The following is a 15639-nucleotide window of genomic DNA, read 5'->3' as shown; positions in this document are numbered from 1 at the left end:
GCTTTCGTACGGCTCAGGCGGCGGCCAGCGCCGAGCGGACATCTGTGCGGGCGAAGTCGTCTCCGACATAGAGAAGAGGGCAGTCGAACTCCTTGGCGGTGGCATAGGAGAAGCAATCGCCGAAGTTGAGCGAGGCCGGGTGGATCCCTTTGCCGAAGCGTTGATAGGCTGCGGCAGCGACTTCCGCTCGGGAGGCCGTGAGGTCGATGATCTCGAAGTTGAGCGATGTAACCAGTCGCGACAATTCCTCCGTACACTTCTTCTGAAGCGCCACGATTTTCAGTTCGAGTAGCGTGCCAGCTGATAATAATAGACGCCTGTTGGGGATTTCCAGAACTGCTGCACAGGCCTTGGCAGTCGCTTCATTCTTGACGATTGCAATCAGCGCAGACGTGTCGAGTGCGATCACGCTGGAAGACCGTTTTCATCGTACAGAAAGTCGTGACTTCTGTCAGCGAGCGGTTCGCCTGGAACGGGGCGTGGGGCCTTGGCCATGATCTCTTCGAGAATGGCCCGTCGTTCCTCGATAGCTAGCGCAGGACGTCGGCCGGTCGGTTCGATCGGTTGCAACACGACAGCATCCTGCCCATCGCGGGTGATGATGACGGGCTCTCCGCGTTCAGCTCGCTCCACAAGTTCTTCGACCCGCGCGGCTGCCTGCTCCATGGAAACACGCATGCTTCTTCCTCACGTTCTCTCTCGACCAATATGCGCCTTGCCAGTTGGCCCTGCAAGCTCACGTCAATGTTGCAATATCGAACGCATGCACGTCCTCCAGCAACTCCAAAACGCCCGCGACCGCATGGTCCAGCAGTCGTTCACCCCTCTCTGCCGTCGCCGCCGCCGCATTGCCGGCCACGCCCTGTGAGTTGAGATCCGACATCTTCCAACCGAAGGCGTGGGGACCATAGGCGCGCAGATGGCGGAAGCGGGCGGCGAAGTCGGATTGGCGGGATGGGAAGCTCTCTGCTTTCGTCATGTCCACCCGATCCGGTGCGAGCGCCAGCATGACGGATGTCTCGATGTCGCCGCCGTGGATGTCGATTGCCTTCGCTTCAGGCGTGATCCAGCCCTCTGGCTGGCCGAAGCGTGTCCAGCTGGTGGCGACCACCAGCATGTTGAAGCGCACTCGCGCTTCGGTTGCGACAATCGTGAGCAGCGGGGAATTGCCGCCATGGGCGTTCATCAGCACCAGTTTGCGAATGCCCTGGCGGTTCAGGTCTTCGGCGATGTCGAGCCAGCGGTTGATCGCCGCGTCATAGGTGAGCGTCCGGCTGCCTTTTACATCCATATGTTCGATCGAGTAGCCTACGGGCTCTGCCGGCAGAATGGTGACGGGCAGATAGGACGGCAGGGCCTCGGCGACGCGGCGCATGATGCCATCAGCAATGATCGTGTCGGTCTCGAAGGGCAGGTGCGGGCCGTGCTGCTCATGCGCGCCCAGCGGCAGGACGGCAATCCAGTCGCGCCGGTCATCGGCTTTGAGCCGGGGATCGTTGTCCGCAAACGACAGGGCTGGCTTCGCCATCTGGTCTAACCTCATCATCTTCGTTATGCATGGCAGCCGTCGCGGCGCATTGCAGTGAGGGCCGCAGCGTTTGTCGACCGGGGAGAGTCATGGCGAAAAAGGACAAGGCCGACAAGGACCGCGGTGAAAAGAAGAAAGGCAAGAAGAAGGAGCCGCCGGCTTCGGGCGTGCTGAGCGGCACCCTGACCCAGGTCGCACGTGCCTTGCGAACCCGGCTTTCCCATGGGCTTGCCGAAAGCGGGCTCTATCCGGGGCAGGATGGCGTGGTGCAACTTCTCGCGCAGGAAGATGGCCAGACGCCGGGTGCGCTGGCCCACCAGCTCGGCGTGAAGGCGCCGACCATGACCCGCACGATCGGTCGGATGGAGGCGCAGGGTTTTGTCATGCGCCGTACCGATGATCGGGACGGGCGCCTGACCAAAGTCTATCTGACCGACGAGGGGCGCGGCAGCGTCGTCAGGATCGCAGCGGTTACGGAAGCCTGCGAGGCCTATGCCATCCAGGGTCTGACGGGCAAGGAACTGAAGATCCTGGTCAAGCTGCTGGCGGTCATCGAAGGCAATCTGTCGGGGCAGGGCGGCATCCGGTCTGCCGATCCTGCAGACGATGACAGTGATTGAAATCGCCACTTAAATTGTTTAATTAAATCTTTTAAGGGCGGTCGAACGCCCACCGGCCTGCTGCGAGGGAGGAAACGTGGCACAAAAGGTAAAGCTTTCGACCATTGCGGAAACGCTTGGTCTTTCCACGGCAACCATTTCTCTTGCCCTGCGTGACAGCCCGCTCGTTGCGGTCGATACCCGCGAGAAGATCAAGGAACAGGCGCGCGCCCTCGGTTATATCTACAACCGACGGGCCGCGAGCCTTCGCACCTCTCGCTCCGGGATCATCGGTGTCGTCGTGCATGACATCATGAACCCGTTCTACGGGGAAATCCTGAAAGCCATCGAGACCGAACTCGACCGCAGTCGACACACCTTCATTCTCTCGAATCATTACGACAGCGTCGACAAGCAGCGCATGTTCATCGAAACGCTGCTGCAATTGGGCGGTGACGGAGTGATCATGTCGCCGGCCATCGGTACGCCGCCGGAAGACGTGCTGCTGGCCGAAAACAACGGCATGCCGGCGATCTTCATCGCCCGCTCGATGGATGGGCTCGATGTGCCGATCTATCGTGGCGACGACAGCTACGGCATTTCGCTCGCGACCAATCATCTGATCGGGCTTGGCCATCGCTCGATCGCCATGATCGGCGGCACGGACCAGACATCCACGGGGCGCGACCGTTACCAGGGCTACGTGAACGCGCTGCGCAAGGCAGGTATCGAAGTCGATCCGGGCCTGCGCATTCCGGGGCCCCGCACTAAGCAAGGCGGTTTCGAAGCGGCGGTGAACTTCCTGTCGCTGCCGCAGAAGCCGACGGCTGCCGTCTGCTGGAACGATCTCGTCGCCATCGGGTTGATGAACGGCATTGCCCGTGCCGGTCTCATCCCCGGTCAGGACATCTCGGTCACCGGCTATGACGACCTCGAGGAAGCCTCGATCGCTACGCCATCCCTGACCACCGTCTGGAACGGTCAGGCCGAGGTCGGGCGGCTTGCCGCGCGTGCACTGCTCGACAAGCTTGCCGGCAGTCATGAGCCTGATGGGATCCACCTGATCAAGCCCGAGATGCGCATTCGCCAATCAACCGGCCCGATCCGTCGGTAACGCCCGGGCCGGCTTTCAGGCCGCTCGCCCATGATCCTCGCCCTGCAAGGAGACAGCCATGTCCGATCGCCCCCTCGTGCTTATTCCAGGCCGCATTCATCCGCGCGTCCGTGACCGTCTTTCGGATCGGTTCGACCTTCTGGAAATCGCGGATGCCACTGCCGCTGATGTGGACGCGGACAGGTTGGAGCGGGTGCGCGGCGCTGCGGTCTCCGGCCGATTTCCGGCTTCACTGATCGAGCGTTTGCCGAAACTCGAGGTGATCGGCAGCTTCGGGGCCGGCTACGACGGCGTCGATGTAAAGGCTGCCGCTGCTGCCGGGGTCATCGTTACGAATACGCCCGATGTGCTGAATGATGAGGTGGCCGATACGGCGATTGCGCTTCTTCTCAACACCATGCGCCAGTTCTATTTCGCCGAGCGCTATCTGCGTGACGGTCGGTGGGAAGATGAGGGAGCCTTTCCGCTCTCGCCGCTCTCGCTCAAGGGTCGCAAGATCGGCCTTCATGGTCTCGGCCGGATCGGCATGGAGATTGCCAACCGTCTCCTGCCGTTCAAGGTCGAACTTGCCTACCACACGCGGCGCCCCCGCACGGATGTCGATTTTGCCTATCACGACACCCTTGTGGGCCTTGCGGAAGCGGTCGATGTGCTGATCTCCATCGTCCCGTCGACGCCGGAGACCAATGGTGCAATCAATGCCGAAGTTCTCGCCGCGCTCGGACCAAACGGCGTGCTCATCAATGTCGGTCGCGGTTCGACAGTCGACGAGCCTGCGCTGATCGCCGCCCTTCAGGCCGGCACGATCGCTGCTGCCGGCCTCGATGTCTTTGCCGACGAACCTCGCGTGCCCCAGGCCCTGATCGATCTGCCGAATGTCTCGTTGCTGCCGCATGTCGCGTCGGCATCTGTCCCGACGCGTGACGCCATGGCCGACCTCGTCGTCGACAATATCGTCAGCTGGTTCGACACGGGACGGCCGCTCACGCCAGTTCCGGAAACGCCGCATCCCAAGAGCTGATTCGGCGGTCAGCCTTCCGCAAGCTTGCCGGTGCATCCTGTTCCGATATGGCGTCTCGAGCGGAAGGATGCTCCGATGAAGTCCTCTCTCGCCATCGTGGCGACAGTCCTCCTGTGTGCAGGTATCTCAGCGGTCGGGCTCAGTATCTGGGCTCTGCCGCAGCGCGCTGAACGGATGGCCGCCGATCCGATCGTGCTCGGCACAATTCCACCGGCCAGCCATGCGCCGTCAGCCCTTGCTGCCAGGCTGCATGCGGCTTCGGTCTCGCCGCCGGCCCTGTTTTCCGTGTCCAACTTCACGCGGAAAACCGTCTGTCTCGTGGAGCGCGGTGCCGCGCTCACCAGTCGCAGTCGCGACTTCTTCGCTCCACCCGATTGCGAAGAGGTCTGGCCCGGTCTGGCGCGGGCGACAACCTGGACGCAACACGCGGATGGCAGCGTAACGATCAGCGACCCCGGTGGAGCTACCTTGCTGACACTGGTTCGAGGACGGCACTTTTCCTATGAGGTGACGGATAATCCGGGTGCGGATCTGGCGCTCTTGATGCTGCCCTGAGCGTCCGTGGAATGCCTCATGGGCGTTGTGGTTTTGCGCAGTAAAACCGCTCCGGTTGTGTTGTCTCTTTCTCGCTATTACATGTTCGCGCTAACATAGCGGCTGCCCTCTACAGGCACGCTCAAGTGAAAGCTCTCATCCAAAAGAATAGAGTCCAAGCGCTTGAATCGCTTTAGACAAAATGGTTAGCTCGCGCATCGCTGCCGGGAGGGGCCGACGATGCCCGCCGGTGGGGCAACAACTGGGAGGTAGTTCATGGATCGTCGTTCATTTATCAAGAAGGCTGGCGTCGCCGGTGCGGGTGCTGCGGCGTCCACCGTGCTGGCAGCACCCGCCATCGCGCAGGAAAATCCGAAAATCACCTGGCGCCTGACGTCTTCGTTCCCGAAGGCACTCGACACCATTTTCGGCGCAGCCAACGACGTGGCCGAGCGAGTGAAGGCTTCTACCAACGGCAATTTCGAAATCCAGGTCTTCACGGCCGGCGAAATCGTGCCCGGTCTGCAGGCGAATGACGCTGTTGCCGCCGGCACCGTCGAAATGTCGCATACCGCCAACTACTATTACTGGGGCAAGGACCCGACCTATGCACTGGCGACGGCCGTTCCGTTCGGTCTCAACGCGCGCCTGCAGAATGCCTGGTTCTACCAGGGCGGCGGCAACGACCTCCTCAACGAATTCTTCGCGACGCAGGGTCTCTACGGTCTGCCGACCGGCAATACCGGGGCCCAGATGGGCGGCTGGTTCCGCAAGGAGATCAACACGCTCGACGACCTAAAGGGCCTGAAGATGCGTATCGGCGGTTTCGCCGGCAAGGTCATCGAGAAGCTCGGTGTAGTGCCGCAGCAGATCGCCGGCGGCGACATCTATCCGGCGCTGGAAAAGGGCACCATCGACGCCACAGAGTGGGTCGGCCCCTATGACGACCAGAAGCTCGGCTTCTTCAAGGTCGCGCAGTACTACTACTATCCGGGCTGGTGGGAAGGCGGCGCTGCGCTGCACACCATGGTCAACCTGGACAAGTGGAACAGCTTGCCGGCACACTACCAGGCCATCCTTCACGACGCTTGCGCTTTCGCCAACTCCAACATGCTGGCAAAGTACGACGTGAAGAACCCGATCTCGGTCAAGGAGCTCGTCGGTTCGGGTGCCGTGCTGCGTCCGTTCAGCCAGGAGATCCTTACAGCCTGCTACGAGGCGTCTCTCGCCACCTATGAAGAGATCAACGCTTCCAACGCCGCCTTCAAGAAGATCTATGACAGCCAGTTGGCCTTCAAGAAGGACGCCTATCTCTGGATGCAGCTGCCCGACTACACCTTCGATACCTTCATGATGATGCAGCAGCGCGCCAACAAGCTCTGATCATCCGACGCTATCGCTTGTTAGAATGCAGCCCCGGTCTCGCGACCGGGGCTTTTTCGTGTCTGCTGCAAAACGAGAAAGACCCCGGCGGTGGCCGGGGTCCTGTTCGGTGATCGAATGTGGATCGAGTGGCGGGCGGCTCCTATTGGATGACCGGCGGCTGGCTCAGATCCATCGCCGGAGCCGGAGCCGGAGCGGCCGGCGCTGCGCCTGCCGGGGGCTGCATGGCGGGCGGCTGGCCGAGGTCGAGCGGCGGGAGGCCGAAGGAGGGCGGCTGTACGCTTCCACCCACAGGAGGCTGACCGTCGCTGCCGAGGGGTGGAAGGCCGAAGGACGGCATGGTCGTTCCGCCATCGCCCGAAGGCTGCGGGATGGTGATCTGGATCGTGCTTGGATCCTGCATCACCGCGTTGCCCTTGTAATGCATCACCAGACCCGGGAAGGCGATGACGGTGACGATTGCCAGGAACTGGATGACGATGAAGGGCAACACCCCCTTGTAGATCTCCAGCGTCTTGATGCCGTCGCGCATCTGTCCCGTCACCTTATCCTTCCATTGCCCCTCGGGTGCGACGGATCTGAGATAGAAGAGCGAGAAGCCGAAGGGTGGCGTCAGGAAGGAGGTCTGCAGGTTGAGGCCGAGAATGATGCCGAACCAGACCAGATCGATCCCGAGGCTCTGGGCAACGGGTACGAGGAGCGGCACCATGATGAAGGCGATCTCGAAGAAGTCGAGGAAGCAGCCGAGAATGAAGACGATGATTGTCACCACGATCAGGAAGCCGTATTCGCCACCCGGAAGTGCCAGCAGAAGGTCTTCGACCCAGACCTGACCGTTGATGCCGTAGAAGGTCAGGCCGAAGACGCGGGCGCCGATCAGGATCATCATGACGAAGGCGGACAGGCGCGTCGTGGCGTCCAATGCATTCTTCAGAATGGTCAGGTTCAGACGCCCCTTGGCGGCGGCGATGATGAGCGCGCCCGTGGCGCCCATGGCGCCGCCTTCGGTCGGGGTCGCGATGCCGAGGAAGATCGTGCCGAGAACGAGGAAGATCAGCGCCAGCGGCGGCACGATGACGACGATGACTTCCTGTGCCAGGCGCGAGATGACATTGAGGTTCATGCCGCGATTGATCAGGGCAAAGCCATAGACGGAGACGACGGCGAAAGCGAGGGCCGCGACCAGCTGCCATTCGGAACTGGCGATGCCGGTGAACAGCAGGTGGTATCCTAGGAAGTAGAGACCGGTGCCGATCGCAGTCATGACCAGGAGGGAGGTCACGCCATCGCCCAGCGTACGCGCCTCCTTGGGCAGGGCAGGGGCCCATTCCGGTTTGACGAGCGTGACCGCAAAGATGTAGGCGCAATAGGCGGCAATGACCATCAGTGCCGGATAGAGCGCGCCGACATACATGTCGCCGACGGAGCGGCCAAGCTGGTCGGCCATGACGATCAGAACCAGCGAAGGCGGGACGATCTGGGCGAGTGTGCCGGAGGCTGCAATCGTGCCGGAGGCAAGCGGGCCATTATACTTGTAGCGCAGCATGATGGGCAACGAGATCAGGCCCATGGCCATGACCGACGCTGCCACCACGCCCGTGGTGGCGCCGAGCAGGGCGCCCACCAGGATGACCGCGTAGGCGAGACCACCGCGGATCGGCCCGAAGAGCTGGCCGATCGTGTCGAGAAGGTCTTCGGCCATCCGCGATCGTTCAAGGATGATCCCCATCAGGGTGAAGAACGGAATCGACAGCAGCGTGTCGTTATACATGATCCCGTAGATGCGTTCAGGGTGGGACTGCAGCAGCGGCCAGAACAGGCGGATCTCGGACGAGATGTGTGAGAGTTCGACCCCGACGACGAAATAGATCAAGCCGCCCGCAGCGAGCGTGAAGGCGACCGGATAGCCGAGCAGCAGCATGGCCATGACGGTCGTGAACATGATCGGCGCGAGATTGTGGGCGATAAGGTCGATCATCTCAGGCCTCCTTGCCTTCGGGCTGCGGCGCGACCGTATGCGGGTCCTCGATCCGTCCCATCAAGACGGCGGCCCGCTTGATGATTTCGGAGAAGGCCTGCGCAGTCAGCAGGATGAAGCCGATCAGGACGACGGCCTTTGCCGGCCAGATGATCAGGCCACCGGCGCTCGACGAGACTTCGCCGGAGCGGAAGGACAGCCAGAACCAGGGCCAGGCCAGATAGGCCATCAGGAAGGAGAAGGGTACCAGGAAGATGATGTGCAGTATCAGGTCGAGCCAGTCGCGCGTGCGCTTCTTCCAGCTCCCTGACAGGATATCGATGCGGATATGCTCGTTGCGGAGCAGGGCATAGGCGGCGGCGAGCATGAAGACGGTTCCGTAAAGGTACCATTGCAGCTCAAGCCAGGCGTTTGACGAGATATCGAAGATCTTGCGAATGACGGCATTGCCGGCGCTGATCAGGACGGCGGCCAGGAGCAGCCAGGAAACCCAGCGCCCGATGGCCCCGTTGATCGCATCGATCAGCCGAGAAACAGCCAACAGGATTGTCATTGTGTTTGTTCTCCCCTTGTCTTTTCGTGCTTAGAGCAATGGCAAACCACGCGCAACTGGACTGCGTGGATCCGCCCGCGGGGGCAACGAAAGTTGAATTGTCAGAGGGGTGCAGCCGGGGCTGGCGCTGGCTTTTCGCCTGCGCGCCCCGCTTGTGCTCGCTTGCATTTTAACGATTTCGATATGTCGCCTTTAAGAGGTTCTCGCTTAGTGGTTTGCGTCACGCCTCGAAGCAGTGCATTTTAGCTTTTGCTTCGTTTTTGCGTGTGACTGTGACGTTTTAGGACATGCTTTTCGCCGCAAAGCAGGCACAAGGACTGGAAGAGACATCACTTGAAAACTGAGGTTTCGCGTCCAACCTTGCCGGGAGGGCAGATCATGAATACCGAGAGGGGGCATGAGAAGAATGTGCCCACGGATGTGTATCTGTCGTTCGTGAGCTCTCTGTTCGACAACCGCTTCACGCTGTTTACCGGCATGGTTGTCCACATCCTGACATTCGTCACGGTCTATGTGCAGACGGGAGCATCCTTCTACCTCTTCCTCTGCGCCTGCTTCGTTGCCGTTTTCTCTTTCCGGCTGAACTCCTTCTTTGTCTTCGATCGCGAAGACAAGTCGAAGCTCACTCGCCAGCAGATCGCGGCCTGGGAGCGCCGCTATGTCATCGGTGGTGCGTCAACTGCTGCAATCCTGGGCGTCGGCAGCGGTTACGCGATGCTCGCCTTTGAAGACACATTCGCGGAACTTGCCTGCATAGCCGTGACCATGGCCTCGATGGTGTCCGTCGTCGGCCGCAATTATGGTTCAAGGCTTGCTGTCGATCTGCAGACTTTGGCGTGCTGTGTGCCCATGATCATTGGCAGCCTTCTTGCACAGGATCTCTTCAAGGCGCTGTTGTCGCTGATGCTCGTGCCCTTTGGCCTCACCGTGCGCTCGATGGCCAATGGTGTGCGCGACTTCCTCTATGAAAATGTTCTGGCCTCTCGTGAAATGGCAAAAATTGCCGACCGCTTCGACACGGCTCTCAGCAACATGACACATGGTCTGTTGATGCTCGATCCGAACAATCGGATCGAGGTGGTCAATCGGAAGGCCTGTGAATTGCTCAGCCTGGGGGACCGTCGCCGCCTCGTCGGCTGCGATCTCGATGTCGTGTTGCGCTACGGCGTCCGCCATACGTTTGTGGACGGGGCCATGTCGAGCCTTCTGCAGAAGCAACTCGCCCATCTCGTGCAAGGTCTCTCAAGCCGCGCGCTCATGCATTTCTCAGAGGATCTGGTGCTGGAATTCTCCGCCAAGCGGCGCGACGAGGGCGGGGTCGTGTTGATCTTCGAGGATGTGACAGCGCGGGTGCATGCCGATCGCAAGATCCTTCACATGGCCCGTTACGACAGTTTGACGGGGCTGCCGCAGCGGGGGTACTTCATCGATCTGGTCCGCGAGCGTCTGGAACGCTCTGGTGAATTCGGCACGATTGTCGGACTGATGATCCTCGATGTCGCTGATTTCAAGCATGTGAACGATCTGAAGGGACATCTGACCGGCGACAAGCTGCTGGTCTCCATCGCGTCCCGCCTGACGGCGTTTGCCGCAGGCAAGGCGATTGTCGGCCGGCAAGTGGGCGATCACTTCATCTGCTTCTTCCCAAACGTCGAGGATCAGGATGACCTCGAAGATATGATGCGCAGCCTGCATGCAGCCGCCAGCGCCGATTATGATGTCGAGGGGATGCGTGTCCCCGTGGTTTTTTCTGCCGGAGCCGTGCTCGTCGAGAGTGCTTCCTTCGACATGGACGACTGGCTGGTCAAACTGGATATCGCATTGTTCGAATCGAAAGCGCGTAGCCGGGGCAGCTTCACGCTGTTCGTCCAGGAAATGGATGCGCGTTATCTGGAGCGGCAGCGCCTGAAGGCAGATCTCCGGGCGGCCGTTGACCAGCATGCCATCACTGTCGTGTACCAGCCGATGTTCACGCCGGATGGGCGGGGTCTCGTCTGTTGCGAGGCGCTTGCCAGATGGCATTATCCGGAGAAGGGGCCGATCGCGCCGAACATCTTCATCCAGATCGCAGAAGAGATGGGCATTGTCACAGAGATCACACAGCAGGTGTTGCGTCGCGCCTGTTTCGATTGCTGCACCTGGCCTGATACGATTGGCGTCTCGGTCAATCTCTCCGTCCATGATCTCAGGCAGGGCGACCTTGTCGCCAGCGTGGAATCGATTCTCGCCGAAACCGGACTTTCGGCCAAGCGGTTGCATCTCGAGGTCACTGAAAGCAGCCTAATTGAAGAGCTATCTGCCGCCCGCGCGGTTCTCGACAGGTTGCGTGCGCTTGGAATTACGATTTCCATCGACGACTTCGGCACCGGCTTCTCGAGCCTCAGCTACCTCGATACCCTGCCTGTCGATGTGGTGAAGATCGATCGCTCCTTCGTTCGCAATATCGGGCAGGATGGCCGCCGATTGAAGCTTCTGCGAGGCATTGTCAGCCTGACGCGCGGCCTCGATATCGGCATAGTGGTCGAAGGTGTGGAGACAAGGGAGCAGCTGTCGCTGATCAAGAAGCACAACTGTGCCGATCTCATTCAGGGCTACGTCTTCTCGATGCCGATTGCCGCCCACACCATCACCGCCCTTGCGGAAGAGGCCGAAGTCAACGGTATTGCCGCCCACGCCGGCGTGGCTTGACCCATCCCTCCTGCTGCTTGTTTCGGTTCCAGTCAGATCTAGCCCGTGCGGCGGAGATGATTGCGAATGCGACTGTTAACCTTAACCTATGGCATTTTAATATCTTATTAATTTTCGGGGGGGCGAGGTAGAACGATAGATGATACCCCATGCCATCGGTTGTAGCCGGCGGGGTATCAGTATGGAATTAGAAGGCTTTTCGGAGCGATTGATGCGTTACCTCGATTTCATCGAGTATCGCCGGATAGAGACTCAAGAAGATTTCGAGGATATCGAGCAGCTGCGTTACAAGGCATACAAGGCAGCGAACGTGCTGCCGGTCGCGGCGCCAAGCATGATTGATGACGCTGATTTCGACAGCCACGCCTATGTGTTCGGGATCTACTATTTCGAAGAGCTTGTCAGTACGATAAGGCTTCACCACGTCACCCCGAAACACACCCTGTCACAGTCGGCAGGCGTCTTTCCCGATGTCATGGAAACCTATCTGAGTGCGGGATTGACCTTGATCGACCCCGCGCGTTTCGCTGTTGATCCAGATGTGGCGAGCGAATTGCCGATTCTGCCTTACATCACCCTTCGGACGAGCATCGTCGCGGCCGCCTATTTCAAGGCGGACCGCGTGCTGCAACATGTTCGGCCGCATCATGCTGCCTTTTACAAGCGCGTCTTCTATGCAGAAACTGTCGTCGAGCGGCGGATGACCGAGATCTACGGTCTTGAGCTCACACTCATGGCGACCAACACCCACACGACGGGTACGAAACTGCTCAAGCGCTATCCCTTCTTCGATTCCGGCGTGCACGAACGCCGCATGATGTTCGGGCGCGGGGAGGGCGCGTTGTCGGCCACGCCGCTGACGGTCCTGCCTTCGGCGCGACTGGTGGCGGCCGGCAAGGTCGCAGGCGCTGTCGCGGGTCGGGATTATTGACCACAAGTACCGGATCCGATTGCGCTCCGCCTGCCGTTTGTGTATGCGGGAAAAAGACAAATTTCTGCCCATGGCTCGGTCCGATGTGATTCCGCCATGGTGCCGCTAGGCTTAAGATTTGGGAGATCGAACATGAGCGAACATCATTCTGGTCCGGTCGAAACCGGTGCTTCCATGGACTACAAGGAGCACGAGAAGACCTATGATCTCTTCATCGCCGGCACCAAGTATGGCACGGCCATCCTGGTTGCCCTGATGATCGCCATGGCTGCCGGCTTTTTCGGCGGTGCGGGCCTGATCGGCGGGTTCTTCATCTGGATCGTCCTGTCGGTCGCCGGCGTCTTCATGATGCGCTGATCGCAGTCCTATCCCTGTTGCAAAAGGCGGTCCGGCAGCGGGCCGCCTTTTTTCATGCCGCCGTCCACCTGGTGAACAGCGCTGGCAATGGTAAAGGACAAACAAAAAACGGCGGGTCACCCCGCCGTTTTGAATTTTGCAGCTTCTACGCTGGCTCAGGTCGCGCCGCGCGTACGCGCCAGGCCCTGCGTGGCTGGTTCGTATTTGGGATCCAGGCGGAGCGCATGGCTGTAGGACTTGGCTGCACGGGCCTTGTCGCCGCGGCGCTCATAGATCAGCGCCTGGTTTGCCCAGCTCTCGGCGATGTTGTTGTTGAGTTCGATCGCGAGGTTGAAGTCGGCGAATGCATTGTCGTCGTCGTTGAGCGCCACATAGGAGACGCCACGGCCATTATAGGGCTCGGGTGCGCGCGGCGAGAGCGAGATCGCCTTGGAGAAGTCATCGATCGCCTTCGCATGGTCGCCGCGCAGCTGATAGATCAGGCCACGATTGTGGAACGCGCGGCCATCGGTCGTGTCGAGCTGGATGGCGCGGTTGAAGTCGCCGAAGGCCTCGTCGATGCGGCCGGCCTGGCGATAGATATTGCCGCGACCAATATAGGCGACGTCGTAGTTCGGATTGATCTTCAGCGCCGCATTGTAGTCGGCGGCCGCTTCGACCGGCTTGCCCATGTTGCGGTAGACCAGTGCGCGGTTGGCATAGGCCTGGAAAAACTGCGGGTTCAGCTGCAGGGCGGTGTTGAAATCGTCTAGCGCCTGGCGGAACTGGCCGGCGCGACCATAGGCGGAACCGCGCACGTTGTAGCCTTCCGGATCACGCGGATTGGACTGGATGACGGCGGTGAGGGAGGCGATGTTCTCCTCGGAGCCCTGGGCCCGGTCGAGACGAATGACATCCGTGGTTTCCGTCGTCGTAGCGCAGCCTGCCAGGGTCAGGGTGGCGAGCAGAGCCGCAGCAGACACCAGTCGCGGCATGCGCGCGACCTGGGAGGCGGAGAAGGACACGGAGGTTTTCGTCATGAGGCGCATCATCCGGCAGCCGCCAGAACCCCTCGATGGGCGTCGGACAGCGCAAGTTCGTGTTGCATATCAAAAGAGCGGCGGCGATTCGTCTCGCCCCCGCCCTCATTTCATAGGAAAACGCCCAAATCGGGGCAGATCAACGGCCGCGTGCAGCCGGAAGCAGGCCTTCGCGCTGCATCTTCTTGCGCGCCAGCTTGCGAACGCGGCGAACGGCTTCAGCCTTTTCGCGCGCACGCTTTTCAGACGGCTTTTCGAAGAAATCGCGCATCTTCATTTCGCGGAAAATGCCTTCGCGCTGCATTTTCTTCTTGAGAGCGCGGAGCGCCTGGTCAACGTTGTTGTCGCGGACTAGTACCTGCACGTTTATCCCGTTCCTTTGGTTTTTAAGTGTTGGTCCTTCCGTCGATGGAGGTCACATCTTCGGAAACAGCGTAATGGTTCGCGCGGCCACTGAGTCCGGCGATTAGGCTGCGAAATAGCAGAAGACCCTGGTGAAGTCCATATGGCGCAAGGCTTCCCGCCAATAATTTTGCGCCCTGCGCTGCACTTCTTCGGGGGTGTCGAAAGACGGATGACAATGCGTCGCAAAACGGACGTCATGTCGTGGGTTGATCTGCGACCTGTATCATCATACCCAAATGCCTGAACCACAGGAGTTTAAGGCGAATGCGCAAATATTCGGTCTTTGCCGTTGTCCGTGAGGCGATGCGTGCCCACAAGGGATGGGAGGCTCAGTGGGTCTCTCCCGAGCCGCGGCAATCCTATGACGTCATCATCATCGGCGCCGGCGGCCATGGTCTTGGTGCCGCCTATTATCTGGCCAAGGAACACGGCATTACCAATGTCGCCGTGATCGAAAAGGGCTGGCTCGGCGGTGGCAATACCGGCCGTAACACGACGATCATCCGGTCCAACTATCTCTATGAAGAGAGCATGGACATCTACGAGCATTCGCTGAAGCTCTGGGAGGGCTTGAGCCAGGACCTCAACTACAATGTCATGTATTCGCCACGCGGCGTGATGATGCTATCGCACAATGTGCATGACCAGCAGTCTTTCAAGCGGCATGTGAACGCCAACAATCTCTACGGCATCGACAACGAGTGGCTAACGCCGGAGCAGGCGAAGGCCTTCTGCCCGCCGCTGGATATCTCGAAGAATGCCCGTTACCCGATCAATGGTGCCGCCCTCCAGCGGCGTGGCGGCACCGCCCGCCATGATGCGGTTGCCTGGGGTTATGCGCGCGCTGCCTCCGATCGCGGCGTGCACATCATCCAGAACTGCGAAGTGACCGGTATCCGCCGTGGTCCGAATGGTGAAGTCACTGGCGTCGACACGACCAAGGGCTTCATCGGCGCCAAGAAGGTCGGCGTGTCCGCGGCCGGCCATTCCTCCGTCGTCATGGGCATGGCGGGCGTGCGTCTTCCGGTGCATTCGACGCCGCTGCAGGCGCTTGTTTCCGAGCCGCTGAAGCCGATCTTCCCCTGCGTGGTCATGTCCAACACCGTGCATGCCTATATCTCGCAGTCGGACAAGGGCGAGCTGGTCATCGGTGCCGGCACCGACCAGTACAACTCCTACAGCCAGACCGGCGGCATGCAGATCATCACGCATACGCTCGATGCCATCTGCGAGCTCTTCCCGATGTTCCGTCGTGTGAAAATGATGCGCCAGTGGGGCGGGATCACCGACAACACGGCCGACCGTTCGCCGATCCAGAGCGTCACGCCGGTTCCAAACCTCTTCGTCAATGCGGGCTGGGGGACGGGTGGCTTCAAGGCGACGCCGGGGTCGGCCAATCTCTTTGCCCATCTCATTGCCAAGGGCGAGCCGCACCGGCTGGCCCAGGGTCTGACGCTCGACCGGTTCCGCACCGGCCGCCTCATCGACGAGGCAGCCGCCGCTGCCGTGGCGCACTGAATTAGGGATCG

16 protein-coding genes are annotated in these 15639 nt (G+C 60.5%); 9 read left to right on the top strand and 7 right to left on the bottom strand.

The window, feature by feature from the left end; translation table 11 throughout:
* Positions 1-13 precede the first annotated feature (13 nt).
* Genes QWE_RS14795 through QWE_RS14785 form a run of 3 tightly spaced genes read right to left on the bottom strand, consistent with a single transcriptional unit; the run spans position 14 to position 1528 of the window.
* Complete coding sequence (locus QWE_RS14795; protein WP_006726958.1) at positions 14-409, bottom strand: type II toxin-antitoxin system VapC family toxin; 396 nt, start codon at positions 407-409, stop codon at positions 14-16.
* Entirely contained in the window at positions 406-678 is a 273-nt protein-coding gene (locus QWE_RS14790) for a type II toxin-antitoxin system Phd/YefM family antitoxin (RefSeq protein ID WP_006726957.1), read from the bottom strand. Before QWE_RS14790 ends, QWE_RS14795 begins: the two co-directional genes overlap by 4 nt.
* A gap of 58 nt (positions 679-736) precedes the next feature.
* A complete protein-coding gene (locus tag QWE_RS14785) occupies positions 737-1528 on the bottom strand; it encodes a creatininase family protein (RefSeq protein WP_006726956.1) in 792 nt (263 codons plus the stop codon).
* Positions 1529-1617: 89 nt separating this feature from the next.
* Here QWE_RS14785 and QWE_RS14780 point away from each other — a divergent pair, with 89 nt between their 5' ends.
* The 5 genes from QWE_RS14780 (at position 1618) to QWE_RS14760 (ending at position 6179) form a co-directional block, all read left to right on the top strand.
* Positions 1618-2148, top strand: coding sequence for a MarR family winged helix-turn-helix transcriptional regulator (locus QWE_RS14780; protein ID WP_006726955.1), 531 nt, complete (start codon positions 1618-1620; stop codon positions 2146-2148).
* Between the two features lie 76 nt (positions 2149-2224).
* Positions 2225-3241, top strand: coding sequence for a LacI family DNA-binding transcriptional regulator (locus QWE_RS14775; protein WP_006726954.1), 1017 nt, complete (start codon positions 2225-2227; stop codon positions 3239-3241).
* A gap of 58 nt (positions 3242-3299) precedes the next feature.
* Positions 3300-4262 (top strand): 2-hydroxyacid dehydrogenase, encoded by a 963-nt coding sequence (locus QWE_RS14770; RefSeq protein ID WP_006726953.1) that lies wholly within the window; start codon positions 3300-3302, stop codon positions 4260-4262.
* Positions 4263-4337: 75 nt separating this feature from the next.
* Positions 4338-4817: a hypothetical protein gene (locus QWE_RS14765; protein ID WP_006726952.1), complete on the top strand. Its 480-nt coding sequence runs from the start codon at positions 4338-4340 to the stop codon at positions 4815-4817.
* A gap of 255 nt (positions 4818-5072) precedes the next feature.
* Positions 5073-6179, top strand: a complete 1107-nt coding sequence (locus QWE_RS14760) for a TRAP transporter substrate-binding protein (RefSeq protein WP_006726951.1) — start codon at positions 5073-5075, stop codon at positions 6177-6179.
* A 142-nt stretch (positions 6180-6321) separates the two neighbouring features.
* Here the strand turns inward: QWE_RS14760 and QWE_RS14755 are convergent, their stop codons facing one another.
* Entirely contained in the window at positions 6322-8157 is a 1836-nt protein-coding gene (locus QWE_RS14755; RefSeq protein ID WP_006726950.1) for a TRAP transporter large permease, read from the bottom strand.
* A gap of 1 nt (position 8158) precedes the next feature.
* Positions 8159-8710: a TRAP transporter small permease subunit gene (locus QWE_RS14750; protein WP_006726949.1), complete on the bottom strand. Its 552-nt coding sequence runs from the start codon at positions 8708-8710 to the stop codon at positions 8159-8161.
* 378 nt (positions 8711-9088) lie between these two features.
* Between QWE_RS14750 and QWE_RS14745 the strand changes: the two genes are divergently transcribed.
* The 3 genes from QWE_RS14745 (at position 9089) to QWE_RS14735 (ending at position 12686) form a co-directional block, all read left to right on the top strand.
* Complete coding sequence (locus QWE_RS14745) at positions 9089-11398, top strand: putative bifunctional diguanylate cyclase/phosphodiesterase (RefSeq protein WP_006726948.1); 2310 nt, start codon at positions 9089-9091, stop codon at positions 11396-11398.
* 211 nt (positions 11399-11609) lie between these two features.
* A complete protein-coding gene (locus tag QWE_RS14740) occupies positions 11610-12329 on the top strand; it encodes an N-acyl amino acid synthase FeeM domain-containing protein (protein WP_006726947.1) in 720 nt (239 codons plus the stop codon).
* Between the two features lie 132 nt (positions 12330-12461).
* Entirely contained in the window at positions 12462-12686 is a 225-nt protein-coding gene (locus QWE_RS14735) for an aa3-type cytochrome c oxidase subunit IV (protein WP_006726946.1), read from the top strand.
* A gap of 155 nt (positions 12687-12841) precedes the next feature.
* Here QWE_RS14735 and QWE_RS14730 read toward each other — a convergent pair whose 3' ends face one another.
* Positions 12842-13660 carry a tetratricopeptide repeat protein gene (locus QWE_RS14730; RefSeq protein ID WP_240532554.1) on the bottom strand — a complete coding sequence of 273 codons (819 nt, stop codon included), beginning with the start codon at positions 13658-13660 and terminating at the stop codon, positions 12842-12844.
* Between the two features lie 184 nt (positions 13661-13844).
* A complete protein-coding gene (gene rpsU, locus QWE_RS14725; RefSeq protein WP_006726944.1) occupies positions 13845-14069 on the bottom strand; it encodes a 30S ribosomal protein S21 in 225 nt (74 codons plus the stop codon).
* A gap of 305 nt (positions 14070-14374) precedes the next feature.
* Between rpsU and QWE_RS14720 the strand changes: the two genes are divergently transcribed.
* Positions 14375-15628: a sarcosine oxidase subunit beta family protein gene (locus tag QWE_RS14720; protein WP_006726943.1), complete on the top strand. Its 1254-nt coding sequence runs from the start codon at positions 14375-14377 to the stop codon at positions 15626-15628.
* Positions 15629-15639 lie beyond the last annotated feature (11 nt).

Source organism: Agrobacterium albertimagni AOL15, assembly GCF_000300855.1.
In the GTDB taxonomy this organism is placed as follows: domain Bacteria; phylum Pseudomonadota; class Alphaproteobacteria; order Rhizobiales; family Rhizobiaceae; genus Allorhizobium; species Allorhizobium albertimagni.
Note: the sequence above shows the minus strand (reverse complement) of the source record. Positions and strands in the feature narration are given on the sequence as shown.

Bases quoted from the DNA above. Each gene is read 5' to 3' on its own strand.
- QWE_RS14790 (WP_006726957.1), bottom strand. From the start codon at position 678: ATGCGTGTTTCCATGGAGCAGGCAGCCGCGCGGGTCGAAGAACTTGTG.
- QWE_RS14785 (WP_006726956.1), bottom strand. From the start codon at position 1,528: ATGGCGAAGCCAGCCCTGTCGTTTGCGGACAACGATCCCCGGCTCAAA.
- QWE_RS14780 (WP_006726955.1), top strand. From the start codon at position 1,618: ATGGCGAAAAAGGACAAGGCCGACAAGGACCGCGGTGAAAAGAAGAAA.
- QWE_RS14770 (WP_006726953.1), top strand. From the start codon at position 3,300: ATGTCCGATCGCCCCCTCGTGCTTATTCCAGGCCGCATTCATCCGCGC.
- QWE_RS14765 (WP_006726952.1), top strand. From the start codon at position 4,338: ATGAAGTCCTCTCTCGCCATCGTGGCGACAGTCCTCCTGTGTGCAGGT.
- QWE_RS14760 (WP_006726951.1), top strand. From the start codon at position 5,073: ATGGATCGTCGTTCATTTATCAAGAAGGCTGGCGTCGCCGGTGCGGGT.
- QWE_RS14755 (WP_006726950.1), bottom strand. From the start codon at position 8,157: ATGATCGACCTTATCGCCCACAATCTCGCGCCGATCATGTTCACGACC.
- QWE_RS14750 (WP_006726949.1), bottom strand. From the start codon at position 8,710: ATGACAATCCTGTTGGCTGTTTCTCGGCTGATCGATGCGATCAACGGG.
- QWE_RS14745 (WP_006726948.1), top strand. From the start codon at position 9,089: ATGAATACCGAGAGGGGGCATGAGAAGAATGTGCCCACGGATGTGTAT.
- QWE_RS14740 (WP_006726947.1), top strand. From the start codon at position 11,610: ATGCGTTACCTCGATTTCATCGAGTATCGCCGGATAGAGACTCAAGAA.
- QWE_RS14735 (WP_006726946.1), top strand. From the start codon at position 12,462: ATGAGCGAACATCATTCTGGTCCGGTCGAAACCGGTGCTTCCATGGAC.
- QWE_RS14730 (WP_240532554.1), bottom strand. From the start codon at position 13,660: ATGCCGCGACTGGTGTCTGCTGCGGCTCTGCTCGCCACCCTGACCCTG.
- QWE_RS14720 (WP_006726943.1), top strand. From the start codon at position 14,375: ATGCGCAAATATTCGGTCTTTGCCGTTGTCCGTGAGGCGATGCGTGCC.